Origin of the sequence: Arthrobacter caoxuetaonis (genome assembly GCF_023921125.1) — a bacterium.
Taxonomy (GTDB): Bacteria; Actinomycetota; Actinomycetes; order Actinomycetales; family Micrococcaceae; genus Arthrobacter_B; species Arthrobacter_B caoxuetaonis.
In genome coordinates this window covers 957,965-982,179 of sequence record NZ_CP099466.1, presented here as the reverse complement: position 1 = coordinate 982,179, position 24,215 = coordinate 957,965, and the positions used below count along the sequence as shown (strand labels likewise).

Annotated in this window: 25 protein-coding genes and 1 riboswitch; of the genes, 13 read left to right on the top strand and 12 right to left on the bottom strand. The window is 64.9% G+C overall.

The genetic code is table 11. The features are described 5' to 3' along the window. Positions 1-82: 82 nt before the first annotated feature. Positions 83-1,234, bottom strand: coding sequence for a mannose-1-phosphate guanylyltransferase (locus NF551_RS04490; RefSeq protein WP_227895199.1), 1,152 nt, complete (start codon positions 1,232-1,234; stop codon positions 83-85). Between the two features lie 227 nt (positions 1,235-1,461). On the opposite strand from NF551_RS04490, the gene sdhC reads away from it, so the two are divergent. The 5 genes from sdhC (at position 1,462) to NF551_RS04465 (ending at position 5,838) form a co-directional block, all read left to right on the top strand. Then, positions 1,462-1,842, top strand: a complete 381-nt coding sequence (gene sdhC / locus NF551_RS04485; protein ID WP_227895200.1) for a succinate dehydrogenase, cytochrome b556 subunit — start codon at positions 1,462-1,464, stop codon at positions 1,840-1,842. A gap of 3 nt (positions 1,843-1,845) precedes the next feature. Then, positions 1,846-2,313 (top strand): succinate dehydrogenase hydrophobic membrane anchor subunit, encoded by a 468-nt coding sequence (locus NF551_RS04480; protein ID WP_227895201.1) that lies wholly within the window; start codon positions 1,846-1,848, stop codon positions 2,311-2,313. 64 nt (positions 2,314-2,377) lie between these two features. Then, the gene (gene sdhA / locus NF551_RS04475; RefSeq protein ID WP_227895202.1) at positions 2,378-4,144 is read left to right on the top strand and encodes a succinate dehydrogenase flavoprotein subunit; all 1,767 of its coding nucleotides are present in this window, start codon (positions 2,378-2,380) and stop codon (positions 4,142-4,144) included. After that, on the top strand, positions 4,144-4,920 hold the full coding sequence (locus tag NF551_RS04470; protein WP_227895203.1) for a succinate dehydrogenase iron-sulfur subunit: 777 nt from the start codon (positions 4,144-4,146) through the stop codon (positions 4,918-4,920). The genes sdhA and NF551_RS04470 overlap by 1 nt, the downstream gene beginning before the upstream one ends. A gap of 126 nt (positions 4,921-5,046) precedes the next feature. Then, positions 5,047-5,838, top strand: coding sequence for an alpha/beta hydrolase (locus tag NF551_RS04465; protein WP_227895204.1), 792 nt, complete (start codon positions 5,047-5,049; stop codon positions 5,836-5,838). Here NF551_RS04465 and NF551_RS04460 read toward each other — a convergent pair. The 4 genes from NF551_RS04460 to NF551_RS04445 all read right to left on the bottom strand — a co-directional run bounded on the left by NF551_RS04460 (position 5,835) and on the right by NF551_RS04445 (position 8,900). Then, positions 5,835-6,332, bottom strand: coding sequence for a 2'-5' RNA ligase family protein (locus NF551_RS04460; RefSeq protein WP_227895205.1), 498 nt, complete (start codon positions 6,330-6,332; stop codon positions 5,835-5,837). The genes NF551_RS04465 and NF551_RS04460 overlap by 4 nt on opposite strands. 89 nt (positions 6,333-6,421) lie before the next feature. Further along, positions 6,422-7,450 carry a tryptophan--tRNA ligase gene (gene trpS, locus NF551_RS04455; RefSeq protein WP_227895206.1) on the bottom strand — a complete coding sequence of 343 codons (1,029 nt, stop codon included), beginning with the start codon at positions 7,448-7,450 and terminating at the stop codon, positions 6,422-6,424. 10 nt (positions 7,451-7,460) lie between these two features. Next, complete coding sequence (locus tag NF551_RS04450; RefSeq protein WP_227895351.1) at positions 7,461-8,291, bottom strand: exodeoxyribonuclease III; 831 nt, start codon at positions 8,289-8,291, stop codon at positions 7,461-7,463. 96 nt (positions 8,292-8,387) lie between these two features. Further along, entirely contained in the window at positions 8,388-8,900 is a 513-nt protein-coding gene (locus NF551_RS04445) for a hypothetical protein (protein WP_227895207.1), read from the bottom strand. Positions 8,901-9,036: 136 nt separating this feature from the next. Here NF551_RS04445 and NF551_RS04440 point away from each other — a divergent pair, with 136 nt between their 5' ends. Further along, positions 9,037-9,564, top strand: coding sequence for an O-acetyl-ADP-ribose deacetylase (locus NF551_RS04440; RefSeq protein ID WP_227895208.1), 528 nt, complete (start codon positions 9,037-9,039; stop codon positions 9,562-9,564). A gap of 9 nt (positions 9,565-9,573) precedes the next feature. On the opposite strand, the gene NF551_RS04435 is transcribed toward NF551_RS04440, so the two are convergent. After that, positions 9,574-10,434, bottom strand: a complete 861-nt coding sequence (locus NF551_RS04435) for a GAP family protein (protein WP_227895209.1) — start codon at positions 10,432-10,434, stop codon at positions 9,574-9,576. A gap of 126 nt (positions 10,435-10,560) precedes the next feature. Between NF551_RS04435 and NF551_RS04430 the strand changes: the two genes are divergently transcribed. Both NF551_RS04430 and NF551_RS04425 read left to right on the top strand, forming a co-directional pair. Continuing rightward, complete coding sequence (locus NF551_RS04430) at positions 10,561-11,835, top strand: sensor histidine kinase (protein WP_227895210.1); 1,275 nt, start codon at positions 10,561-10,563, stop codon at positions 11,833-11,835. After that, entirely contained in the window at positions 11,832-12,497 is a 666-nt protein-coding gene (locus tag NF551_RS04425; RefSeq protein ID WP_227895211.1) for a response regulator, read from the top strand. Before NF551_RS04430 ends, NF551_RS04425 begins: the two co-directional genes overlap by 4 nt. 46 nt (positions 12,498-12,543) lie before the next feature. Here NF551_RS04425 and NF551_RS04420 read toward each other — a convergent pair whose 3' ends face one another. The 6 genes from NF551_RS04420 to NF551_RS04395 all read right to left on the bottom strand — a co-directional run bounded on the left by NF551_RS04420 (position 12,544) and on the right by NF551_RS04395 (position 18,312). Then, positions 12,544-13,377, bottom strand: a complete 834-nt coding sequence (locus tag NF551_RS04420) for an ABC transporter permease (RefSeq protein ID WP_227895212.1) — start codon at positions 13,375-13,377, stop codon at positions 12,544-12,546. Beyond that, positions 13,374-14,246, bottom strand: coding sequence for an ABC transporter permease (locus NF551_RS04415; protein WP_227895213.1), 873 nt, complete (start codon positions 14,244-14,246; stop codon positions 13,374-13,376). The genes NF551_RS04420 and NF551_RS04415 overlap by 4 nt, the downstream gene beginning before the upstream one ends. Further along, positions 14,239-15,207, bottom strand: coding sequence for an ABC transporter ATP-binding protein (locus NF551_RS04410; RefSeq protein WP_227895214.1), 969 nt, complete (start codon positions 15,205-15,207; stop codon positions 14,239-14,241). The genes NF551_RS04415 and NF551_RS04410 overlap by 8 nt, the downstream gene beginning before the upstream one ends. 89 nt (positions 15,208-15,296) lie before the next feature. Continuing rightward, entirely contained in the window at positions 15,297-16,235 is a 939-nt protein-coding gene (locus tag NF551_RS04405; protein ID WP_227895352.1) for a bifunctional methylenetetrahydrofolate dehydrogenase/methenyltetrahydrofolate cyclohydrolase, read from the bottom strand. Positions 16,236-16,255: 20 nt separating this feature from the next. Then, positions 16,256-17,539: a serine hydroxymethyltransferase gene (gene glyA, locus NF551_RS04400; RefSeq protein WP_423721464.1), complete on the bottom strand. Its 1,284-nt coding sequence runs from the start codon at positions 17,537-17,539 to the stop codon at positions 16,256-16,258. Between the two features lie 87 nt (positions 17,540-17,626). Then, a riboswitch (ZMP/ZTP riboswitch) is annotated at positions 17,627-17,715 on the bottom strand. 48 nt (positions 17,716-17,763) lie between these two features. Next, positions 17,764-18,312: a GNAT family N-acetyltransferase gene (locus NF551_RS04395; RefSeq protein WP_227895215.1), complete on the bottom strand. Its 549-nt coding sequence runs from the start codon at positions 18,310-18,312 to the stop codon at positions 17,764-17,766. Between the two features lie 119 nt (positions 18,313-18,431). Here NF551_RS04395 and purU point away from each other — a divergent pair, with 119 nt between their 5' ends. The 5 genes from purU to mmsB all read left to right on the top strand — a co-directional run bounded on the left by purU (position 18,432) and on the right by mmsB (position 24,200). Beyond that, entirely contained in the window at positions 18,432-19,259 is an 828-nt protein-coding gene (gene purU, locus NF551_RS04390; protein ID WP_227895354.1) for a formyltetrahydrofolate deformylase, read from the top strand. A gap of 41 nt (positions 19,260-19,300) precedes the next feature. Continuing rightward, positions 19,301-19,825 carry a gamma carbonic anhydrase family protein gene (locus NF551_RS04385; protein ID WP_227895216.1) on the top strand — a complete coding sequence of 175 codons (525 nt, stop codon included), beginning with the start codon at positions 19,301-19,303 and terminating at the stop codon, positions 19,823-19,825. 85 nt (positions 19,826-19,910) lie between these two features. Further along, a complete protein-coding gene (locus tag NF551_RS04380; protein ID WP_227895217.1) occupies positions 19,911-21,119 on the top strand; it encodes an ROK family transcriptional regulator in 1,209 nt (402 codons plus the stop codon). 220 nt (positions 21,120-21,339) lie between these two features. Then, positions 21,340-22,911: a multiple monosaccharide ABC transporter ATP-binding protein gene (gene mmsA, locus NF551_RS04375; protein WP_227895218.1), complete on the top strand. Its 1,572-nt coding sequence runs from the start codon at positions 21,340-21,342 to the stop codon at positions 22,909-22,911. Beyond that, on the top strand, positions 22,908-24,200 hold the full coding sequence (gene mmsB / locus NF551_RS04370; protein ID WP_227895219.1) for a multiple monosaccharide ABC transporter permease: 1,293 nt from the start codon (positions 22,908-22,910) through the stop codon (positions 24,198-24,200). Before mmsA ends, mmsB begins: the two co-directional genes overlap by 4 nt. The last annotated feature ends 15 nt before the right edge of the window (positions 24,201-24,215 follow it).

Below are 24,215 nucleotides of genomic sequence, written 5' to 3'. Positions count from 1 at the left end.
TTCCAGATTAGCCAACCTGCTCTGGCTTGCGGGAAACGGCCGGCATTAAGACTTTCCACATGCCAATTGCGCTAAGCGTGCCCTAAAGTACGTCGGTGTCTCCGCTGGCTTTCAGGTGCTCCACGGCCTTCTTTACTTCCTGGGCATGGTCCTTGGTGGTCACCAGCAGTGCATCCGGCGTGTCCACAATCACGACGTCTTCGATTCCGATCAGGGCGATAACCCGCTTGGTATCGGAGACGACGATGCCTGAGGCGTTCTCGGAATAGACGCGGGCGCCCTCTCCCAGCACGGTCAGCTCGCTGTTTTCCTCGGCGGGATTCAGCCGGCCGATCGCGGCGAAGTCCCCCACGTCGTCCCAGCTGAAGATTCCGGGGATCATCGCCACGTCGCCGGCAGCGGCAGCGGGCTCCGCAACGGCGTAGTCGATGGCGATCTTGGGCAGGGTGGGCCAGATCCGCAGCACTGTCTCGCGGCGGTTTTCCGTATCCCAGGCTTCTGCGATTTCCATGAGCCCTGCGTGCAGCTCAGGCTCGTTCTCCAGGAGGTGCTTCAGCATCAGTGCCACGGGGGCAACGAACATACCGGCGTTCCAGCTGTAGTTGCCGCTGCGCAGGTAGCTGCGGGCCGTGTCCTCGGAGGGCTTCTCCACGAATTCGACGACGGCGTGTGCGCTGGGCGCTCCGTCGATCGCCAGCGCTTCGCCCGCTTTGATGTAGCCGAATCCGGTGGACGGGTGCGTCGGATGGATGCCGATGGTGACGATATAGCCCTGGGCCGCAGTGTGGATCGCTTCCCGCACTGTCTCCTGGAAGACCTCCACGGGCGTAATCACCTGGTCGGCGGCGAACGAGCCCATGATGATCGAGGGATCGCGCTGGTAGAGGATGGCGGCAGCCAGCCCGATGGCGGCGGCGGAATCCTTGGGTTCGCTCTCCAGCACCAGGTTCTCGTGCTGGATCTCCGGCAGCTGCGCCAGCACGGCGGCTCGGTGGAGAGTTCCGGTCACGACCATCACGCGGTCATCGCTGAGCGGAGCCAGGCGGTCGTAGGTGGCACGGATCAAGGTGGAGCCCGAACCCGTCAGGTCATGCAGGAACTTTGGAGCGGCGGCGCGGGAAAGCGGCCAGAGCCTGGTTCCCACCCCACCTGCTGGAATCACACCGTAAAAGCGGTCGAAAACTTCGGCGTCCGGTGCCGCGCCCGGGTTCACATTTGTCATTTCAGTACTCATCAGTGCCAAGGTTAGCTGACCGGTCCCCTAAAGCCCCGGCAGCAGGCTGCCCTGGCACACACCCCCGGGCGCCGCAGTGTAAGCCAGGTCACACCGTAGGGGAACCTAAATTGATCCCGGTCTCACCGGGACCTAGATTATGCTTGAGCCTATAAGTGCTCTCGCACCGGCGTCATCACTGCGTGGAAGACGCGCTAGCGCCGCTGCGATGCAGGGAGGAAAATTCAGTGTCGAAGTTACCAGCAGGTACGCTTTACCGCGGCCGCGAAGGCCAGTGGTCCTGGGTCGCCCATCGGATTACTGGCGTGGTGATCTTCTTCTTCCTTTTGGTCCACGTCCTGGATACCTCATTGGTGCGTGTGTCGCCCGAGGCTTACAACGTGGTCATCGGAGCGTACAAGAACCCCATCATGGGCCTCGGTGAGCTCGGCCTCGTCGCCGCCATCGTGTTCCACGCCTTCAACGGCCTCCGGGTGATTCTTATCGACTTCTGGAAGAAGGGTCCCAAGTACCAGCGCCAGATGCTGTGGGGCGTAGTCGGTCTGTGGCTCGTGACCATGATCGGTTTCTCCATCCGCCACCTTCCCATCGTTTTCGGGGGTCACTAAGCCATGAGCACTCCTTCAATTGAGGCCCCCCGGGCCGGACGCATCGCCCCGAAGTACACGCGCAACGGTTCGGGCAAGGGAAACTTCGAGATGATCGCATGGCTCTTCATGCGCATCTCCGGTGCACTGCTCGTCGTCCTGATCTTCACTCACCTCTTTATGAACCTGATGCTCGGTGACGGTATCCACGCCATCGACTTCGGTTTCGTTGCCGGCAAATGGGCCTCGCCCCTGTGGCAGGTCTGGGACCTGGTCATGCTGTGGCTGGCAATGCTTCACGGCACCAACGGTGTGCGCACGATCATCAATGACTACGCGGACAAGAACTCCACCCGCATGTGGCTCAAGACAGTCCTGTACTCCGCCACCGTCGTCATCATCGTTCTCGGCACCCTGGTGATCTTCACCTTCGATCCGTGCCCGGCCAACGCGACTCTGGACCAGCTGCCGTCCTTCTGCCCGGCACCCTAGCCCGGCAGCAACCGCAGCAACTCCCTAAGAGCTACACACAGTTTCAACAGAAAGAGCATCTGGTATGCAGGTCCATAAGTACGACGTCGTCATTGTCGGCGCCGGCGGCGCCGGTATGCGTGCCGCCATCGAATCCGGACAGCGCGCGCGGACGGCGGTACTGACCAAGCTGTACCCCACGCGTTCCCACACCGGAGCAGCGCAGGGCGGCATGTGCGCAGCACTGGCCAACGTAGAAGAAGACAACTGGGAATGGCACACCTTTGACACGGTCAAGGGCGGCGACTACCTGGTTGACCAGGACGCCGCGGAGGTCATGGCCAAGGAAGCCATCGACGCCGTGCTTGACCTGGAAAAGATGGGCCTGCCCTTCAACCGCACGCCGGAAGGCCGGATTGACCAGCGCCGGTTCGGCGGCCACACCCGCGACCACGGCAAGGCTCCGGTCCGCCGTGCCTGCTACGCCGCGGACCGCACCGGCCACATGATCCTCCAGACGCTCTACCAAAACTGCGTCAAGCACAACGTTGAGTTCTACAACGAGTACTACGTGCTGGACCTGCTGACGGTGACGGACAGCTTCGGCCAGAAGCGCACGGCCGGCGTCGTCTCCTATGACCTCGCCACCGGCGAACTGCACGTCTTCCAGGCCAAGTCCGTGGTGTTCGCCTCCGGCGGCGCCGGCAAGGTCTACAAGACCACGTCCAACGCGCACACGCTGACCGGTGATGGCATGGGCATCGCATTCCGCAAGGGCATCCCGCTGGAGGACATGGAGTTCATCCAGTTCCACCCGACCGGCCTCGCCGGCCTGGGCATCCTGCTTTCCGAAGCAGCCCGCGGCGAAGGCGCGATCCTGCGCAACTCCGAGGGTGAGCGCTTCATGGAGCGCTACGCCCCCACCATCAAGGACCTTGCCCCGCGTGACATCGTGGCCCGCTCCATGGCCAACGAAGTCCGTGAAGGCCGCGGCTGCGGACCGAACAAGGACTACGTCCTGCTCGACCTGACGCACCTGGAGCCGGCTCACATCGATGCCAAGCTCCCGGACATCACCGAGTTCGCCCGTACCTACCTTGGCGTGGAACCGTACACCGAGCCTGTGCCCGTCTTCCCGACTGCGCACTACGTCATGGGCGGCATTCCGACCAACATCAAGGCCGAAGTCCTGCAGGACAACGACACCGTGATTCCCGGCCTGTACGCTGCCGGCGAGGTGGCCTGCGTGTCCGTCCACGGCTCGAACCGCCTGGGCACCAACTCGCTGCTGGACATCAACGTGTTCGGCAAGCGTGCGGGCATCTACGCCGCCGAGTACGCGCTGCAGGCCGACTTCGTCGACCTGCCGGAGAACCCGGAAGCTGACACCGTGGCCCTGCTCGACATCGTGCGCAATTCCGAAGGCACCGAGCGTGTCTCCGAAATCCGCCGCGACCTGCAGAACACCATGGATGCCAACATGCAGGTGTTCCGCACGGCCGAGACGATCAACCAGACCCTCTCCGACATTGCAGATCTGGAAGAGCGCTACAAGAAGATCAACGTCCAGGACAAGGGCAAGCGCTTCAACCTTGACCTGCTGGAAGCCGTTGAACTTGGGTTCCTGCTGGAACTGGCCAAGGTCATGTCGGTAGCGGCCCTGCACCGTGAAGAGTCGCGCGGCGGCCACTTCCGCGAGGACTTCCCGGAGCGCGACGACGAGAAGTTCATGCTGCACTCCATGGCCTACAAGGTCGATGAAGCGGACAACGCCGAGCACACTGCAGGCATCCGGCTCGATACCAAGCCGGTTATTTTCACGCGCTACGAGCCGATGGTGAGGAAGTACTAATGACAACGGAAGTCGCTGAGCCGGCCTCGAAGATTGACCTTGCCGAATCCACGGCCGGTGAGATCCCCTCCTTCGACATCACGCTGAAGGTGCGCCGCTACAACCCCGAGGTCTCCGACGAGGCTCACTGGGATGAGTGGACACTGACCATGTACGGCACCGACCGCGTGCTCGATGCCCTGCACAAGGTCAAGTGGGAGCATGACGGTTCCGTGTCCTTCCGCCGCTCCTGCGCCCACGGCGTCTGCGGTTCCGATGCCATGCGCATCAACGGCCGCAACCGCCTTGCCTGCAAGACGCTGCTGAAGGACCTGGATACGTCCAAGCCCATCCTGGTTGAGCCCATCAAGGGCCTGCCGGTGGAGAAGGACCTGATCGTGGACATGGAGCCGTTCTTCCAGTCCTACCGCGAGATCATGCCGTTCCTCATCACCAAGGGCCACGAGCCGGCCAAGGAGCGTCTGCAGTCGGCCGAGGACCGTGAGCGTTTCGACGACACGACCAAGTGCATCCTCTGCGCCGCCTGCACCTCCTCCTGCCCCGTGTTCTGGACCGATGGACAGTACTTCGGCCCGGCAGCAATCGTGAACGCCCACCGCTTTATCTTCGACTCGCGTGACGACGCCGGAGACATGCGCCTGGAAATCCTGAACGACAAGGAAGGCGTGTGGCGCTGCCGCACCACCTTCAACTGCTCGGAAGCATGCCCCCGCGGCATCCAGGTCACCAAGGCGATTTCAGAGGTCAAGCAGGCCATCCTGAACCGCTCCATCTAGTTCAGGGCAGACTGCCACAAGGCGGCGGGCCTTCCGGATCTTTCCGGGGGCCCGCCGCCTTTTGCATGCGTTCAGTGCGCAGGCGTCCCCCGGGCACGCCTGCGCAGCAGCAGATAGGGTTGGGCCATGCCTGAGTTTGAATCCGTTTCCTTCCCCGGAACCAACGGGACCACACTGGCCGGCACGCTGGATATCCCTGACGGGGATCCCCTGGGCTGGGCCGTTTTCTGCCATGGCTTTGCCCTGGGCAAGAACAGTGCCGCCGCGTCCAGGATCTCCAAGGTCCTCTCGGAATATGGCATAGGCGTGCTTCGCTATGACGCTGCAGGGCTGGGCCGTTCGACCGGCAACTGGGAGGACGGGTCTTTCAGCACCAAGGTTGCCGACCTGCACAACGCGTTCGACTTCATGCGCTCAACGGGCCGTTCGCCCGCACTGCTCATTGGCCACTCGCTCGGAGGAGCCGCCGCGCTGTCCGCCGCGCCCGACCTGTCCGGGCTGGCGGCGGTTGTGACGATCGCCGCGCCGTTCCGGCCGTCCCATGTTGCCCACCTCTTCGAGGACGAGCTGGAGAACATCGCTGCCCAGGGACAGGCCGACGTCGAAGTGGGCGGGCGGACCCTGACCATTCGGCATGAGCTGGTTCAGGACCTGCACCGGCACGACCTGGCCGGGTGCATCGCCTCCCTGGACATGCCCCTGCTGATCATGCACTCCCCCACTGACGGCACCGTGGGAATCGACAACGCCTCCGAGATCTTCCGGACGGCACGGCATCCGCGCAGCTTCATCTCCCTGGAAGGGGCCCAGCACCTCATGCCGGAACGGGAACAGACCACACGGGCGGCGGATATCATCGCCGCCTGGTCCGGCATCTACCTCCGGCAGGCACGTGAGCGAGCCGGTTCCGGAAGCTAGCCCCGCAGGACCATTTCTTCCCGCAGGACCCACAGGCCCTGCGGATCATGCTCGAAGACCCCGATGTGTCCGACAGTGAAGCTTGCCTCATAATCCCGGAGCGTGCTGACGGCGTCGTCCATGCTTGCTTCACTGACATCGTGCGCCACCGTGACGTGCGGGTGGTAGGGGTAGGGCATCTGGTGGTCCAGCGGACCGCTCTGCAGCTGCTGGTGCAGGCGTGAGCACTCCTCGAAGCCGTCAGCGACCTGCAGGTAGACCACGGGCGTGACGGGACGGAAGGATGCCGCACCGCGCAGCGTCACCTTGAAGGGTGCCTGCTCCGCAGTGACCTGGCGGACGTGCTGCAGGGCCGAAGGCCAGTCCGAAGCCGGGGTGGTGGTCACCAGCGTGATGTGCGCCGGAATGACCGAGGCCATGGGATCACCGAAGGAAGCCCGCGCCCTGCGGAGCTCCGAGGCGATCGGTTCCGGCACGGGAATGACGATCCCCACCCAGCAGGCGCTTTCGGGCGCCCGCCTATCGCCGCCGCTGGCTGCGCCGGGTGAAGTTTGGACAGGCGAGTTCGTGTATCCCATAAGCCTTAGCCGGCGGTTGAACCCAGTGGCAGGAAACCCATTTTGTCGTACACATCGGCAAGTGTAGCCGACGCGGTTTCCCGGGCCTTCAACGCACCCTTGGCCAAGAGCCGGTCCAGCTCCGCCGGGTCGTCCAGGAGTTCAAGGGCACGTTCCCGGATGGGCCGGATGTGCTCCGTCACTGCGTCTGCGAGATCGACTTTCAGGTGTCCGTACATCTTCCCCTCGTACTCCTTCACCAAGGTTTCGACGCTTCGGCCGGTAATGAGTGAGTAAATGGAAAGCAGGTTCGAAACGCCCGGTTTGGCCTCGCGGTCAAACCGGATCTCCGTGCCGTCGTCCGTGACGGCCGACTTGATCCGCTTGGCAATGACCTTGTCCGGATCCAGCAAATTGATCAGTCCTGCCGGAGAAGCGGCGGACTTGGACATTTTGGCGGCAGGGTTCTGCAGGTCATAGATCTTCGCGGATTCCTTCTGGATGAAGGCCTCCGGGACGGTGAAGGTGTCTCCGTACCGGGTGTTGAAGCGCTTGGCCAGGTCCCGGCTGAGTTCCACGTGCTGGCGCTGGTCTTCGCCAACGGGCACACCGTGGGGCTGGTAGAGCAGGATGTCCGCGACCTGCAGGATCGGATAGGTGAACAGCCCCACGCTCGCGGCATCGGCACCGAATCGCTGCTGCTTGTCCTTGAACTGCGTCATACGGGATGCTTCGCCGAATCCGGTGATGCAGTTCAGTACCCAGGCCAGCTGTGCGTGTTCGGGGACCTGCGACTGGACGAACAGCGTTGCGCGCTCCGTGTCCACGCCTCCGGCGATGTACTGGGCAGCCGTCACGCGCGTCCGCTGGCGAAGGTCCGCAGGATCCTGCGGGACCGTAATCGCGTGCAGGTCGGGGATGAAGAAATAGGCGTCGTACTGTTCCTGCAGCCGGACCCAGTTCACCAGGGCGCCGAGATAGTTGCCAAGGTGCAGGGAGTCAGCCGAGGGCTGCATCCCGGAAAGGATGCGCTGGCGGACGGGGGTTTCGCTCATCGGGGGCACCTTAGAACTGGTAGTCGACCACGACGGGCGCGTGGTCTGAGAAGCGGGCATCGTACGTTTCAGCGCGGTCGACGACGGCGCTGACGGCGCGCTCGGCGAGTCCCGGAGTGGCCATGTGGTAATCAATGCGCCACCCGGCGTCATTGTCGAAAGCCTGTCCGCGCCAGGACCACCAGGTGTAGGGACCGGCTACCTCGCCGGCGAGCTTGCGTGCCACGTCAACGTAGCCGATTTCGTCACTGAAGAAACGGTCGAAATAGGCGCGTTCCTCTGGAAGGAAGCCCGCCCGCTTGACGTTGCCTTTCCAATTCTTGATGTCGAGCGTGGTGTGGCCCACGTTCAGGTCGCCCACGATCAGGGCGTAGTCGCTGGTGGCAGCCAGCACCGGCAGCCGGGCAGCCATAACGTCCAGGAACCGGTACTTGTCATCCTGCTTGGGGGTTCCGACTTCTCCGGAGTGCACGTAGGCGCTCACCACGGTCAGGATCTTCTCTTCGCCCTCGACCGGAACCTTGAAGTCAGCCTCGACCCAGCGTCCGGACAGTGCGAAGTAGTCTTCGCCGATGTGCTCACGCACCGCGACCGGCTCGGTCCGTGAAGCGATGGCAACGCCGGCGCGGCCCTTGGCTTCGGCCTCGGCATGCAGGATGTGCCATTCATCGCCCAGCAGGTCCCGGACGATCGCATCCGGCGCCCGGACTTCCTGCAGGCAAAGAATGTCGATTTCCCGGTCAGCCAGCCACTCGGCCATGCCCCGTTTGTAGGCGGCACGGATGCCGTTGACGTTCACAGTTGCGATTCTCAGTGCGGGTTTGTCCCCTGCCGATGCCATGCTCACGCCAATAACCTTACCCTCCAGTAGCCTCTGGGTTCATCTGGGCCGGCGCCGCCTGGGACAGGCGCGCACCGGGTGCTCCGTGCCTGCGGATCAGTCGACCAGGGTGCCCTCTACCGGGCCGCTGTCGTCCTTCTTCATCATTCCCCGGGCATTGTGCGCGGTGATTTCAATGGTCTCGAGCGCGCGTGCCACTTGGTCGGAATCACTGCCGAGGTTGTCGCGGATCACCTTGGACTGGACCTGGATGATCTTGAAGCTGTGGTCCAGCTTCTGGTCGCGGATGGTCGTGGCCTCGTCCATCACCTGTACTGAAGGCGCGCCGCCTGCGGCACGGTTCAGCGAGTCCTGGGCTTCGGCGATCTTGGCACCGGCCTTGCGTGCGGCGCCGCGGATGCTGAAGACCACGAAGGCGAACAGGAGCAGCCACCCCAGGGAGATGATCACCACCAGCCAGCCAACGACGTCGTTCTCATTGGCAGCGAAGATGACGGCAACGATGAACACAAACACCATCACTGTGGTGCCGATGGTGGCCATCTTGCGGCTGATTCCCCTGCCGGGGCTGGATGCTGACGGCGTCTGGCCGTTACGGATGGACTGCATGGCATTATTCTCTCAAATTTTCCCGCGTGCTCCGCCCGCTTACCCCTACGGCGAAAACGCCCTCGCGCGGGGGAACGGGGTGCATGCCTCCAGGGAGCTGTTGCCCGGGACCGGTCCGTGCTGGAAGGCTGGGGCGATGGAGATAGCGCTGGTCACCGGAGACATTACGCGTCGTAACGTGCAAGCCGTGGTCAACGCGGCTAATTCCTCGCTTTTGGGCGGAGGAGGAGTCGACGGCGCCATCCACCGCGCCGCCGGCCCGGAACTGCTGGAAGCGTGCCGGAAGCTGCGCGAGGAAACCTACCCTGGCGGGCTGCCCGTAGGCGAGGCCGTCGCGACCGAGGGCTTTGGATTACCGGCGCGCTGGGTCATCCACACTGTGGGCCCGAACGCCCGGGCGGGGCAGACCGACCCGGAGCTGCTGCGGGCCGCGTTCGCCAACAGCCTCCAGACGGCGGTCTCGCTTGGTGCGTCGAGTGTGGCGTTCCCCGCCATCAGCGCGGGTGTCTATGGCTGGGACGCCCGTGACGTGGCAGAAATCGGGCTGCGGACCGTCAGGGAGCATCCCGGCAACGGAATCGAGACCGTGGAGTTCGTCCTGTTCAGCGATCCCGTTGCCCAGGTGTTCCGTACGGTCCTGGCTGACCTGGATTCCCGGGACTGAGGAAAGGCCCTAGCCGCCGAAGGGGTTCCATGATGCACCGGGGAAGAGCCCAGCGAGCCCTGCCCGCAACAGCAGGAACCCCACGATTCCCACAATCCAGAGCGCCGCTTCCCCCGAGGCCTTGGTGAGCCAGGCGCGCAGCCGCTCCAGCGGTCCGTCCAGGTGCCTGCCGAGAAGCCAACGGGAGAGAAGCAGGAGCAGGGCCGGCAGCAGCATCACTGCGCAGTAGGCCAGCAGGATCCCGGCTGAGGCGGACCACCCCGTTCCTGACGCGGTCACCAGTCCCACAGCGGCCAGGTACGGCAGCATGGTGGGCAGCTCCAGCACTCCGGCAAGCAGGGCGAGTCCCAGTAGTCCTCCCCTGGAGTCCAGGGCCTTGCCGATCCGGGACTGCCAGCGGTTTTCTGCCGCCTGCGAGCGCCGGGCTGCGGCGGATACGCGGGCACTGTCCGGCTGGGTGGTTCCGGCATCTGGAACGCTGCCGGGAACACTGCCGGGAATATCGGCGCGGCCATTTCCCGACGCCGCAACCGGGGCCGCGGGACTGTTCCCTTTGCTGCCGGTGTCTTTGAAAGACCAGAGAAGCATGCCCGCCCCTGCGGCAACCATCACCGTCTGCACGGCTGGGGTCTCCAGCAGTGCGCCCGCTCCTCCGCCCAGAATCCGCCCCAGTCCGCCCGCGCCGGAGAGCAGCACTATCCCTGCGAGGAAATAGAACACGCCCACAGCCGCAAGATAGGCTGCCACCTTTCCCGTGGTCTTTCCGGCATCCCGGCGCAGCAGAAGCCACACCGGTATGACCAGTGTGCCGATGCTGGTGCTGTCTATCAGGGCAAGTATGCCCAGCTGAAGAAGGGTTTCCGGCGTCATGGCCCCCACTCTTCCGCGCCGGGGGCGTGCGCGGATCCGGCCTTCGTTGCAGTTGCCGTCATCCTTTGGTGCCATGGCAGGGCGATCCCGCTTGGCCGCGCCGGGTGCCCGCGTCAGGATGGAGGGATGAACTACTCCTGGGACAGGCCCTCCCCTGCCCGCCGGATCCAGCGCGAAGACGCCCTGCTCGCCGTCGGCTATGCCGCCCTGGCCTGGCTGCTGCATTCCCTGGACCTCACTGCCACCGGTTCTCCGCTGGTACCGGGGCTGGCGCCGTGGTGGCCGGCCCTGACCGTGATCGGCTGTGCCGCGGTCCTGCTGCGCCGCAGGCAGACTGCCGTAATGGTGACTGTCTGCTTCGCGGCGGCGGTTGCACTGGTGCTGGCGAACAGCGCGGCCGGGTTGTTCCTGGCTTTTGAGGCGGTCTTCTCGCTGGTGCTGTTCGGCTCCGCCCGGGCCGCCCGTGCTGCGGAAGTCAGTGTCCTGGTGCTCTGCGGGGCTTCAGGCGCTGCTGCATGGGCACTGACCGGGGACCTGCGCGACGGCGTCACAGTGATCCTGCTGACCGGCATGGTGCTGCTCCTCCCGGCTGAATGGGCCTCCAACCTGCGCAAGGCTGCCCAGCTTGCGGAGAGCGAAAGTGCACGGGCGGCCGCGATCCGTTCTGCCGCCCGTGACCAGGAACGGCTCGCTGCCCGGGAACATGAACTGGCACTGGCCGCCGAACGGCAGGACATGGCGAGGGAACTTCACGATGTGCTGTCCTCGCGGCTCTCCGCGATCGCCCTGCAGTCCGGCGCTGCGCTGCGCAGTCCCGCCGGCAGCAGCCTGCCGGTGGAGGTCCTGGGGCATGTGCGCCGGGAGAGCGTAAAAGGCCTGGAGGAGCTCAACGGGATGATCCGAACGCTCAGCAGCGGTGTCCCCCGGCCCCTGGCCGGCAGCGTGTTGGACCTGGACGCCGTCGTCGACGGGCACCGGGCAGCAGGAATGGAGGTCAGCTGGTCCAACCGGCTGGACCGTCCGGAGGAACTGCCTTCGCCGTTGCAGGCTGCGGTCTACCGGATAGCGGTGGAGGCGCTGGTGAACGCGGCCCGCCATACGGACGGCGCCAGGGTGCGTATGCTGCTCGAGCGTGCTCCCGGCGGCATCCGCCTGGTGGTGCAGGACGACGGCGGCAGCCACCCCGGCCGGTCGGCCGGCTCCCCCGCCCTCGCCGGAACGGGGACCGGGGTACCGAGCATGCTGGCACGTGCCGGGCAGCTTGGCGGCCGCGCCTGGGCCGGACCCGCAGCATCAGGCAGAGGCTGGACGGTTGAGGCGACCCTCCCGGCAGACGGATCACAGCTGCCGGAACCTCTGCCCGGCCAGGGAAACATCGGCACAGAAGGAACAAAGGTATGAGCGGGGACATTCGGGTACTGCTGGCGGATGACCATGCCGCGATCCGGCTGGGCATACGCATGGTCCTGGAAACCGAGCCCGGATTCGCGGTGGTCGGCGAGGCGGCCGACGGCGCCACAGCCGTGCGCATGGCGCAGGCGCTGGCCCCGGACGTTGTCCTGATGGACCTGAGGATGCCGGTTATGGACGGCGTTCAGGCGACCGCGGCAATTGCCGGTGCCGGAATCTCAAAGGTCGTGGCGCTGACTACCTTCGACCACGATTCCTATTTGTTCGGCGTCCTCTCCGCCGGTGCCGCAGGCTTCCTGCTCAAGACGGCTGAACCGGCGGAAATCACGACGGCGCTGCGCCGGGTACACGAAGGCGGCACCGTGATTGCCCCGGAGGTCGCCGGGCGGCTGGTGGACGCCTTTGTCTCCGGCCGGAAAGATGCCGCGGAGGCTTCCCCTCCGGCGAAGGAGCAGTTCCCGGAGCCGGAGCTGACTGCCCGTGAAGTGGAAGTCCTGGATTGCCTGGCGGAGGGCCTGAGCAACGTCCGGATCGCGCGCAAACTGGGCATCTCGGAAACCACGGTGAAGACCCATGTGTCCCGCGTACTGGCCAAGCTGGGAGTCGAGTCCCGGCTGCAGGCAGCGCTTGCCGCGCGTGTCCGCACGGCCTGACCTTGGCAGCGCCGGGAGCCAGACCACAGGGACACCTCCGCAACCGCTATTTCAGGAAGAGTGCTTCCAGGCGCCGGGTCGTGATGACCAGGCCAAAACCGATCATCACCACGAAGTAGAGCAGGTGTCCCGCGGTGGCCAGGGACAGTGCGCCTGCGCTGATCTGGCGCAGCATTTCCACACCGTGCCACAGCGGCAGCGCCTGGATCAGCCACTGCACAGCCTGCGGGTAGACGCTCAGCGGATAGAACGTCGCGGAAAACAGGAACATCGGCAGCATCACGAAGCTGATCCAGTCCAGCTGCTGGAAGGTCTTCATGTAGCTGGTGATGGCCATGCCGATGGAGGCGAAACCGAAGGCCACCACGACGGCGGCCGGAATCATCAGCAGGGCCGCGGGTGAACTGACCAGGCCCATGGCAGCCATGACGGCCGTGAAGCCGGTCGCGTACATGGCGCCGCGCAGCAGGGCGAGCAGGATCTCCCCCAGCGCCACGTCCAGCGGTCCGAGGGATGTGGCCAGCATGCCCTCGTAAAGCCGCGCGAAGTTCAGCTTGAAGAACACGTTCATGGTGGAGTCGTAGATCGCGCCGTTCATCGCGGAAACGGCCAGCAGGGCCGGAGCGATGTACGCGGCGTAGCTAATCTGTTCGCCGCCCGGCCCGGCCACGGTTCCAATCAGCGAGCCGAGGCCGATTCCCATAGCCAGCAGGTACAGGACCGGTTCGACGAAGCCGCTGATCATAATCGACCAGTTGCTTCCCCAGGTGGCCTTCAGCCCGCGGGCAAAGACCGCACGGATGTTTCGGGCGTAGAGGGAACCCAGGATCCGCTGCTGCGGTTCGAGGATGCCCGCACGGTTGGTTGCCTGCGCGCTCATGCGCCGAGCCTTCCCGTAAAGATGCGCCGGGCGAGCAGCCAGCCGGCCACCGCCAGCACCAGCAGGTACGCACCGTGCACGACCGTCAGCCAGACCGGCTCGGTGATCCCGTAGCTGAACATCCGGCCCAGTTCCGTCGCGTGCCAGAGGGGCGAAATCCAGCCGATCCAGCGGATGACCAGCGGCAGGGTGTCCAGCGGAAAGAAGGTCCCCGAGAAGAGGAAGAGCGGCATCACGATGAAACGCTGCACCATGGCGAACTGCCCGCGGTCGTCCTGGATGGAAGCGCTGTAGGCCATCAGCGGCAGGCCGAACGCGAGCCCGCCCAGGATCGCTGTGAGGATCATCAGCCACGCGGTTCCCGGATTCCCCACCGCTCCGAAGAGCAGCAGGAAGATGAAATAGGCGCCGCAGGTGATGAGCAGCCGCACGCCCAGTCCAAGGGCATGGCCGTCCACGAGCTGGCCGCTGGACAGCGGCGAGGCGTTGGGTCCGTAGTAGGTGCGCCGCCATTTGAAGCCGGACATCACCGTGTAGGTGTTCTCCTCGGCGGACACCATGATCGCCGCGGTTGCCAGGAGTGCCGGCGCAACGAACATCAGGTAGGAGACGGACGCGCCGTTCCCGGCGTCGAACGCTGCGTTGGTTCCCGTATCCACCAGGGTGGCCAGGCCCACGCCCATGCCAAACAGGTAGACCAGCGGGGTGCCGACGGCGGTGACCAGGACTGTCCAGCCGTAGCCGCGCATGCGGCGCAGCCAGTGCTCGGCGTAGTAGACCGGGCCGAACCGGCGTGCGCGGCGGGCAGCTTCCTCCGGCGTCAGCGGTGACCGCAGGCCCAGGACGGCATGGGTTTGCTGCTCAGTCAACGAGGCTCCTGCCGGTCAGCCGGAGGAAGACGTCCTCCAGCGAAGAGCGGCGGACCAGGGACGTGATTGGCCGCAGGCCGCGGCCGGTGACGGCTTCAAGGGCAGCCTCGCCGTCCTCGGCGTAGATCAGCACCCGGTCTGGCAGCGTCTCGATGCGCTCACCGATACCGTCCAGCTCGGAGGCGACCGTGGTGTTCCGTTCCGAGCCGAAGCGCAGCTCGACGACTTCGCGGGAGGAGTGGTTGCGGATCAGGGCTGCCGGAGAGCCTTCGGCCATGATGGTGCCCTTGTCCACGACAATCAGCCGGTCACAGAGCTGTTCGGCTTCATCCATGTAGTGGGTGGTGAGGATGAGGGTGACTCCGGCTTCCTTGAGCCGGAAGAGCCGGTCCCACAGGATGTGCCGTGCCTGCGGATCCAGGCCCGTGGTCGGCTCATCCAGCAGCAGGATCTTGGGATCGTTGATCAGGGACCGGGCGATGGTGAGCCTGCGCTTCATACCGCCGGACAGGTCGTCCACCCGTGCCCTGGCTTTGTCGGTGAGCTGCGCGAACTCCAGCAGTTCGTCTGCCTTGGGCTGAAGGTAGCTCTTGGGCAGCCCGAAGTACCGCCCGTAAGCCAGGAGGTTGTCCCGCACCCGGAGATCCTCATCCAGGTTGTCCTGCTGCGGAACCACACCGAGGTGGGCCCTGACTTCGGGGCCGTTGCGGTCAGGGTCCAGCCCCATGATCCGCAGGTCACCGGAGGTGCGCTTGGAGACGCCGCCGATCATCTTCATGGTCGTTGACTTGCCGGCACCGTTGGGGCCCAGCAGGCCGAACGCCTCCCCCGCCGGAACGTCGAAGCTGATGCCGTCAACGGCGGTGAAATCGCCGTATGACTTGGTCAGGCCGGACGCCGAAATGACGATGTCCTGCAGGCTGTCCGCTATGGGGCTGGCTGACGAGGTGATCTGGGGCACCCGGACAGCATAGTGCAGACGCCGAAGGCCTGTGCATCCGGCGCGCACAGGCCTTCAAACGGAAATCCAGCCCGTTGCCGGGACCGCGGTTAGGCGCCCGGCAGGATTCCCACGCGGCGTTCGGCTGCCTCAACAACGTTGGCGAGCAGCATGGCCCGGGTCATCGGCCCGACGCCGCCGGGGTTGGGCGAGATCCAGGAAGCCACCGCGGCTGCATCCTTTTCGACATCTCCGCTGAGCGTGGTCTTCCCGGTTTCCGGATCGGTGATCCGCGTGACGCCGACGTCCAGGACAATCGCTCCGGGCTTCAGTTCAGCGGCCTTGACCATCCCCGGGAATCCGGCCGCGGCCACAACGACGTCGGCCTCGGCAAGGAGTTCGGGCAGGTTTACCGTGCCGGTGTGGGCCAGGGTGACCGTAGCGTTTATCGGCCGGCGGGTGAGCAGCAGTCCCAGCGGGCGGCCGACGGTCACGCCGCGTCCGATGACCAGCACGTTCTTGCCGGTCAGCGCGATCCCGTTGCGGACCAGCAGCTGCACGATTCCGTGCGGAGTACAGGGCAGCGGAGACGTCATTGCGTCGGACACGTTGAGCACCAGCCGGCCCAGGTTCACCGGATGCAGCCCGTCGGCATCCTTCTCCGGAGCGATGCGTTCCAGGATGGCGTTGGTGTCCAGGTGCTTCGGCAGCGGCAGCTGCACGATGTAACCCGTGACGGCCGGATCCTCGTTCAGCTCGTCGATGGCCTTCTCGAGCTCTTCCTGGGTGATGTCCTCCGGCAGGTCGCGGCGGATGGAATTGATTCCCACCTGCGCGCAGTCCTTGTGCTTGCCGCCCACATAGGAGTGGCTCGCCGGGTCGTCTCCCACCAGGACGGTGGCAAGTCCCGGGGTGATGCCGTGCTCGTCCTTCAGGACCTGGATCCGCTGGGCAAGCTCTTCCTTGATGTCCTTGGCCGCCTGGATCCCGTCCAGCTTCCGGGCGGTCTGCGGCGCCTGCGTGGTTTCTTCCTCCACCGGGCCCTCCATATTTGTACCCTTTTCCACGATTACCACTGCTCCTGTCCGGGGTAGAGCGGGAAGTTATCTGCCAGGGCCGAGACGCGGCGGGACAGCGCTTCGGTGTCCGGTGCCGGCTTCAGCGCGGTGGCAATGATGTCCGCAACCTCGGTGAACTCCGCTGCGCCGAAGCCGCGGGTTGCCAGCGCCGGGGTACCGATCCGCAGGCCGGAGGTGACCATCGGCGGGCGGGGGTCGAACGGAATGGAGTTGCGGTTGACCGTGATGCCAACGGAGTGCAGCAGGTCTTCGGCCTGCTTGCCGTCCAGTTCGGAATTGCGCAGGTCCACCAGGATCAGGTGGACGTCCGTGCCTCCGGTCAGGACCGAAACTCCGTGCTCGGCGACGTCCGGGGCGCTGAGGCGTTCGGCGACGATCCGGGCGCCCTCAAGGACACGTTCCTGGCGTTCGCGGAATTCCTCGGAACCGGCAACCTTGAAGGCCACGGCCTTGGCTGCAATGACGTGCATCAGGGGTCCGCCCTGCTGGCCCGGGAACACGCTGGAGTTGATCTTCTTGCCGAACTCTTCCTTGGCGAGGATCACGCCCGAGCGCGGACCGGCGAGGGTCTTGTGCACGGTGGAGGTGACGACGTCGGAATGCGGGACGGGGGTCGGATGCAGTCCGGCGGCGACAAGGCCGGCGAAGTGGGCCATGTCGGTCCACAGGTAGGCACCGACTTCGTCGGCGATGGAGCGGAAGGCAGCGAAGTCCAGCTGGCGCGGGTAGGCGGACCAGCCGGCAATGATGACCTGCGGGCGCTCGGCAAGGGCCTGCTCCCGCACCTTATCCATGTCGACCCGGTAGGTCTTGTCATCGACGCCGTACGCGGCAACCTCATAGAGCTTGCCGGAGAAGTTCAGCTTCATGCCGTGCGTCAGGTGCCCGCCGTGGGCGAGATTCAGGCCCATGATCTTGTCTCCGGGCTTGATCAGCGCAGACAGTGCAGCTGCGTTGGCCTGGGCGCCGGAGTGCGGCTGGACGTTGGCGAACTCAGCACCGAACAGGGCCTTGACCCGTTCGATCGCAAGGTTTTCCGCCACGTCGACCTGCTCACAGCCGCCGTAGTAACGGCGTCCGGGATAACCCTCGGCGTACTTGTTGGTGAGGACGGATCCCTGCGCTTCCAGGACGGCGCGCGGGGCAAAGTTCTCTGATGCGATCATTTCCAGCGTGTTGCGCTGGCGGGCCAGTTCTCCGTCGAGCACGGCTGCAATCTCCGGGTCTACCTCGGAGAGGGGCGCATTGGTGACGGGCTGGGTGGATAGTCTCACGTGGATCTCCTGGGGAAGGGTGTTCTATAGGTCAGGCTACCTGCCGGGCACCCCCGGGTTCCGGGCATGACAAACAGATGACAACGTGACCATGGCCCAGGCGTGCGATCCGTGGTTGGACTTGCTTGTGCCGCTCCCTGGTGGTTACCCACCCAACGCCAGTCGCGACGCTCCCCAGTCTAGCGTGGGCCGTGGTGCGCAGGGGTGCGCAGGGACTTGCGGCGTCAGGCGGTGCCGGCCGGGATCTCTTCCCAGACGAAGCCGGTGACAGTGCCGGCCTCCCAGTCCGAGCGCAGCCTGCTGTAGGTCACCGATGCGATGCGGTTCCCGTCGGGAAGCGGCCACCCTTCGCGGATGTGGGCTTCCTTGACGAACCCGGAGCGAAGGAGCGTCTTGCGCATGGCGATGTTGTCTTCCCGCATCTTTCCTCCCAGCCGCCGCAGGTGCGGGTACTGCGTAAAAGCCTCGGCCGTCAGCGCTTTGACTACGGGAACTCCCTTGCCTTCTCCCCGGTGCACTTCGATCAGGCGCAGGTCAAAGACGGCGCACTCTTCGGCCAGGTCCTCCAGGATCACCAGCCCCAGGCGCTGGTTGCCGCCAAAAACCCAGAAGGTGCGCACGCCGTCGGACTCGAACCTGCCTTCCAGCAGCAGCCTTCGGACCAGTTCCTCTGACGGTGCCGTTATCCGGTGGAAGGGAAAACGGTTGGTGGTCAGGAACTTGACCAGCTCTTCCTCGTCCTTGTCGGTGAGCGGGGCGAATGTAACGTCCATGGCTCCAGCCTAGGCTTCCCCGCTGCGGGCGGTAACCTGTTCGGGTGACCGAACATGCAGCCGCCGGGTTCCCGGCATCCAACCCGCCCGCCACGACACCCGGTGAAGCCTCCTTCACCCTGACGCTTTCCTGTGCGGACCGTCCGGGAATCGTGCATGCCGTTTCCGGCGCCCTCGCAGCAGCCCAGGGCAACATCACCGAATCCCAGCAGTACGGCAGCCCGGACTCCGGCTCCTTCTTTATGCGCGTTGACTTCACGGCGCCGCAGACCTACGAGTCTGTCCGCGCCGGCATTGAGCCTGTCGCAGACGCCTTCGGCATGGACTTCGAACTGCATCAGGCCGGCGTACCGGTGAGGACGCTGATCATGGCCTCAAAGGACGGGCACTGCCTCAATGACCTGCTGTTCCAGCAGCGTGCCGGGAACCTGCCGATCGAGATTCCGGCTATCGTCTCCAACCACACGGACCTCGCCGGGCTGGCCGAGTTCTACGGCGTGCCCTTCCACCACATCCCGGTGACCGCGGACACGAAGCAGGATGCTGAGGAGGCGCTGCGCGCCCTCATGTCGGAACTGGACATCGAGCTTGTGGTGCTGGCCCGGTACATGCAGATCCTCAGCGACGGCCTGTGCCGCGAGCTTTCCGGCCGGGCGATCAATATCCACCACTCCTTCCTTCCTTCCTTCAAAGGCGCGCGCCCGTACCACCAGGCCCACGCACGGGGCGTGAAACTGATCGGGGCGACCGCCCACTATGTGACCTCGGACCTGGACGAGGGACCGATCATCGAGCAGGAAGTCATCCGCGTGGACCACTCCCGGACAGCGGCTCGGCTGGCCGCCCTCGGTGCCGGGGTGGAGGGACGCACCCTGTCAAAGGCTGTCCAGTGGCACGCTGAGCACCGGGTCCTGCTTGACGGGCGCCGCACCATCGTCTTCAACTAAGGCTCCCCGCCCGGATCCGGGCTGCCCGCTACAGTTGTCGCATGGCTCACATCATTCCCCTCCGCGGCAAGACTCCCGATGTCGATCCCAGCGTCTTCCTGGCGCCGACGGCCTCCCTGATCGGCGATGTCCACATGGGTCCCGGCTCCAGCGCGTTCTACGGCGTCTGCGTCCGTGGAGACTCCAATTCCATTCGGGTCGGGGCGGGAACCAACCTTCAGGACAACGTGGTGCTTCACGCAGATCCCGGCTTTCCCACGACGGTTGGCGAGCGGGTCAGCGTCGGCCACAACGCCGTCGTCCATGGCTGCACTGTGGAGGATGACTGCCTCATCGGCATGAGCGCCACTCTGATGAACGGCGCGGTCATCGGGGCGGGCTCCCTGGTCGCGGCCGGAGCCCTGGTCCTGGAAGGCACGCAGGTCCCGCCACGTTCCCTGGTTGCCGGGGTGCCTGCCAAGGTCCGCAGGGAGCTGACCGAGGAAGAGTTCGCGAACGTCCGCCGCAACGCCGAGCATTACCTGGAGACGGCTGCCGAGCACCGCGCGGCAATCACCGCCGAGTAAGCCGCTGCGTTCAGAACAACAGGCCACTTTGCCATCTTGCGTTCATTTCTTGACGGCAACATCCATCTGTAGGACGCTGAACGTTATGTCTGCCCAATCACCCACAATGATGACGGAGCCCACACCGGGCCGGCGCCGCAGCAAGCCAGGCTCCCAAACCGCGCTGCGGGCCCGCAACCAGCAGCGCCTGCTTGAGGCGCTGCTCACGGGCGGGCCGCAAACCCAGGCAGAACTCTCCCGGACCACCGGACTCTCCAATGCCACCGTCTCCAACATCGTCCGCGAGATGAGCCAGGCGCAGCTGGTCAATACCGAACCGACCACCAGTTCGGGCCGCCGGGCCCTCTCCGTACGGCTGAACGACACCGGGGCCGTAGCCGCCGGCATCGACATCGGCCGGCGCCACGTCCGCGTGGTCCTGGCGACCCTCGGCTACCAGATCCTCGAAGAGGCCTCGATCTCGCTGCCGCTGGGGCACACGGCGGATGAGGGCATGGACGCCGCCGGGGAACTCTTCAACCGGGTCCTGGCAGACGCCGGCGTTGAACGGCATCGGGTACTGGGTGCCGGCGTCGGCATTCCGGGGCCGATCGACCGCCGCACCGGAACTGTGGTGCGCGGCGCCATCCTGCCGGAGTGGGTGGGCGTGAACATGCGCGAGGACCTGGCTGCGCGGCTGCGGGTTCCGGTGTTTTTCGACAATGACGCCAACCTCGGCGCCCTGGCACAGGTAACCTGGGGCCCCCACGGAGGCTGCGAAAACCTCATCTTCGTCAAGGTCGCCTCGGGCATCGGTGCGGGCCTGGTCATCAACGGCTCGCTGTTCTACGGGCACGTCGGGGTCACCGGGGAAATCGGCCACGCGACCATCTCCGACCACGGCCTGGTCTGCCGCTGCGGCAACCGGGGCTGCCTGGAAACGGTCGCTTCCACCTCCACCATGATCGACCTCCTGAGCCGCACGGCCGCAGAGCCGGTGAGCACCGCCGACATCATGCGCCAAGCCGCGGCCGGAGACCCTGCCACCCTGCGTGTAGTGGACGACGCCGGAATGGCTGTTGGCCGCGCGGTTGCCGGCATTGCGAACACACTGAACCCTGAAGTCATCGTGGTAGGCGGATCCCTGACCGGGCTCGGCGACACCTTCCTGGACCCGATCCGGCGCGGCCTCCTCCGCCATGCGGTGCCCCTGATCGGCGAGACCACCACGGTCACCATGTCCTCGCTCGGCGACCGCGCTGAAGCGCTGGGCGCAGCTTCCCTGGTGCTGGCGCAGGCCGGAGCGGTGCTCTGACCGTGAATTGATTTACAAAGTATGTTTTTTCGGCCCTGCATCTCTTGCGTTCAAGACTTGACGACAAGCAGGGAATGAGAGTTTACTTCTCTATCGACCCATCTTCGGGTCTGCAGCAAGACAAAGAAGTCACAACGGGAGGCACTCATGCGAGCAGCAGTTGCAGCTCGGGCAACTGGATTGTGCAGCGTCCAGTGCCCCTACGCCAGGGGATACGCAGATGCCGGATAACCACACAATCCTGGAAATGCGTTCCATCACCAAGGAATTTCCGGGCGTCAAAGCCCTTTCCGACGTTTCGATCACGGTAAAGGCCGGAGAGATCCACGCCATTTGCGGTGAAAACGGCGCCGGCAAATCCACCCTCATGAAGGTACTCTCGGGCGTCTACCCGTACGGGACCTACACCGGCGAGATCATTTTCCAGGGCGAAGAAGTCCAGTTCAAGGACATCCGTTCCTCGGAAGCCGCCGGAATCGTCATCATCCACCAGGAACTGGCGCTGATCCCCGAGCTTTCCATCGCGGAGAACATCTTCCTGGGCAACGAGCCCCGCCGGTTCGGCGTGATCGACTGGGACAAGGCAAACCTCGAGGCTTCCGAGCTGATGGCCCGCGTGGGCCTGGCCGAAGACCCGACGACGCCGATCAAGGACATTGGCGTGGGCAAGCAGCAGCTGGTGGAAATCGCCAAAGCCCTCAGCAAGCGCGTGAAGCTCCTCATCCTCGATGAGCCCACCGCCGCCCTGAACGAAAACGATTCCCAGCACCTGCTCGACCTGATGGCCGGCCTGCGGTCCAAGGGCATCAGCTGCATCATGATTTCGCACAAGCTCAACGAGATTGAGCAGATTTCCGACTCCATCACCATCATCCGCGACGGCAAGTCGATCGAAACGATCAACGTCGCAGCGGACGGTGCCGACGAAGACCGCATCATCAAGGGCATGGTGGGCCGCTCGCTGGAATCCCGCTTCCCGGACCACACGCCGAACATCGGCGAGGTGTTCTTCGAAGTCCGCGACTGGACCGTGGGCCACCCCACGGTGCCGGACCGCCTGGTCTGCAAGGGCTCCAACTTCCACGTCCGCCGCGGAGAGATTGTCGGTTTTGCCGGCCTCATGGGTGCCGGGCGCACCGAACTGGCCCGGTCCCTGTTCGGCCGTTCCTACGGCAACTTCATGTCCGGCCAGATCATCAAGGACGGCAGGGAAGTCGTCTTGAAGACCGTGCCGCACGCCATCAGGAACGGCCTCGCCTACGTGACGGAGGACCGCAAGACCCTGGGCCTGAACCTGCTTGATGACATCAAGGCCACCACCGTGGCCTCGAACCTTAAGAAGATCACCAAGGGCCTGGTCATCGACCAGGACGACGAATACCGCTACGCCGAGGACTACCGCAGAAGCCTGCGGACCAAGGCACCCACCGTGGACGAAGGCGTTTCCAAGCTCTCCGGCGGAAACCAGCAGAAGGTAGTCCTGGCGAAGTGGATGTTCACCGACCCGGACCTGCTGATCCTCGACGAGCCCACCCGCGGGATCGACGTCGGCGCCAAATACGAGATTTACGGGATCATCCAGCAGCTGGCCAACCAGGGCAAGGGCGTGATCGTGATCTCCTCGGAGCTTCCCGAACTCCTGGGTCTCTCCGACCGCATCTACACCATTTTCGAAGGCGCGATCACCGGCGAACTTTCCAAGGCTGACGCCAGCCAGGAAAACCTGATGAGGCTCATGACCTCCGCCGGCAAGCACACCTCCGACCTCGCCACCCAAGGACCTCTCTCATGAAAGCCATAAAACAGCTCCTGAGCGGCAACGGCCGCCAGTTCGGCATGATCTTTGCCCTCGTCGTCCTGATCGGCCTGTTCCAGTGGCTGACCGGCGGCAAGACCCTCACGCCCACGAACATGATCAACCTGTTCAACGGCAACTCCTACATCCTGATCCTTGCTGTGGGCATGGTCTTTGTGATCATCGCCGGGCACATTGACCTCTCCGTTGGATCAGTCGCCGCCGTCACCGGCATCCTCGTGGCAATGGCCATGCGGGACTGGGGCATTCCCTGGTGGGCCGGCATCCTGCTTGGCCTGCTGATCGGTGCCGCCATCGGCGCCTGGCAGGGTCTCTGGGTGGCCTACGTGGGCATACCGGCGTTTATCGTGACGCTTGCGGGCATGCTGATCTTCCGCGGCGCCAACCAGTACTTCGGCAAGTCCAACACCGTTCCCGTACCGCAGGAATTCCAGTTCATCGGCGCAGGCTACCTGCCCGAAGTTGGACCGAACACCGGCTACAACAACCTGACCCTGCTCCTGGGCCTGGCGCTGGCCGCCGTCGTGGTGGTCGGGGAAATGCGCCGCCGTGCCAAGACGGTGAAGATCGGCTCCGTCAATCCCCCGGCCTGGGTCGCCGTGACCAAGACCGGGCTGCTGGTAGCCGCCATCCTCTACGCCACGTACCTCTTCTCCACCGGACGCCCCGGCACTTCCTTCCCCGTCTCGGGCATCATCCTGGCCGTGCTGGTCATCCTGTATGTGTTCATCTCCACGAAGACCGTGATCGGCCGCCATGTCTACGCCGTGGGCGGCAACCTGCATGCAGCTGAGCTGTCCGGTGTGCAGAGCAAGAAGGTCAACTTCCTGGTCATGATGAACATGTCCATCCTGGCCGCCCTGGCCGGCATGATCTTCGTGGCCCGTTCCACCGCCTCCGGTCCGTTCGACGGCACCGGCTGGGAACTTGATGCCATCGCGGCCGTGTTCATCGGCGGCGCCGCTGTCTCCGGCGGCGTCGGAACCGTCGTCGGCTCGATCATCGGCGGCCTGGTCATGGCCGTCCTGAACAACGGCCTGCAGCTGCTGGGCATCGGCGCGGACCTCACCTCCATCATCAAGGGCATGGTCCTGCTCGTCGCCGTGGCACTGGACGTCTACAACAAGAGCCAGGGCAAACCTTCCATCATCGGAATGATGATGAAGAACTTCGGGCCCAAGGACAAGCTCTCTGTCCCGGCCCCGGTCAATCCCAAGCCTGAAATGCCTACCGGCACCAAGTCCACCATCGGAACGGATGCCTAAGCCCCACCGGGCCCT

Coding starts and splice junctions, on each gene's coding strand:
- NF551_RS04490 (WP_227895199.1), bottom strand. CDS start 1,234: ATGAGTACTGAAATGACAAATGTGAACCCGGGCGCGGCACCGGACGCC.
- NF551_RS04480 (WP_227895201.1), top strand. CDS start 1,846: ATGAGCACTCCTTCAATTGAGGCCCCCCGGGCCGGACGCATCGCCCCG.
- sdhA (WP_227895202.1), top strand. CDS start 2,378: ATGCAGGTCCATAAGTACGACGTCGTCATTGTCGGCGCCGGCGGCGCC.
- NF551_RS04470 (WP_227895203.1), top strand. CDS start 4,144: ATGACAACGGAAGTCGCTGAGCCGGCCTCGAAGATTGACCTTGCCGAA.
- NF551_RS04465 (WP_227895204.1), top strand. CDS start 5,047: ATGCCTGAGTTTGAATCCGTTTCCTTCCCCGGAACCAACGGGACCACA.
- trpS (WP_227895206.1), bottom strand. CDS start 7,450: ATGAGCGAAACCCCCGTCCGCCAGCGCATCCTTTCCGGGATGCAGCCC.
- NF551_RS04450 (WP_227895351.1), bottom strand. CDS start 8,291: ATGGCATCGGCAGGGGACAAACCCGCACTGAGAATCGCAACTGTGAAC.
- NF551_RS04445 (WP_227895207.1), bottom strand. CDS start 8,900: ATGCAGTCCATCCGTAACGGCCAGACGCCGTCAGCATCCAGCCCCGGC.
- NF551_RS04440 (WP_227895208.1), top strand. CDS start 9,037: ATGGAGATAGCGCTGGTCACCGGAGACATTACGCGTCGTAACGTGCAA.
- NF551_RS04435 (WP_227895209.1), bottom strand. CDS start 10,434: ATGACGCCGGAAACCCTTCTTCAGCTGGGCATACTTGCCCTGATAGAC.
- NF551_RS04430 (WP_227895210.1), top strand. CDS start 10,561: ATGAACTACTCCTGGGACAGGCCCTCCCCTGCCCGCCGGATCCAGCGC.
- NF551_RS04425 (WP_227895211.1), top strand. CDS start 11,832: ATGAGCGGGGACATTCGGGTACTGCTGGCGGATGACCATGCCGCGATC.
- NF551_RS04420 (WP_227895212.1), bottom strand. CDS start 13,377: ATGAGCGCGCAGGCAACCAACCGTGCGGGCATCCTCGAACCGCAGCAG.
- NF551_RS04405 (WP_227895352.1), bottom strand. CDS start 16,235: ATGGAGGGCCCGGTGGAGGAAGAAACCACGCAGGCGCCGCAGACCGCC.
- NF551_RS04395 (WP_227895215.1), bottom strand. CDS start 18,312: ATGGACGTTACATTCGCCCCGCTCACCGACAAGGACGAGGAAGAGCTG.
- NF551_RS04385 (WP_227895216.1), top strand. CDS start 19,301: ATGGCTCACATCATTCCCCTCCGCGGCAAGACTCCCGATGTCGATCCC.
- NF551_RS04380 (WP_227895217.1), top strand. CDS start 19,911: ATGTCTGCCCAATCACCCACAATGATGACGGAGCCCACACCGGGCCGG.
- mmsA (WP_227895218.1), top strand. CDS start 21,340: ATGCCGGATAACCACACAATCCTGGAAATGCGTTCCATCACCAAGGAA.
- mmsB (WP_227895219.1), top strand. CDS start 22,908: ATGAAAGCCATAAAACAGCTCCTGAGCGGCAACGGCCGCCAGTTCGGC.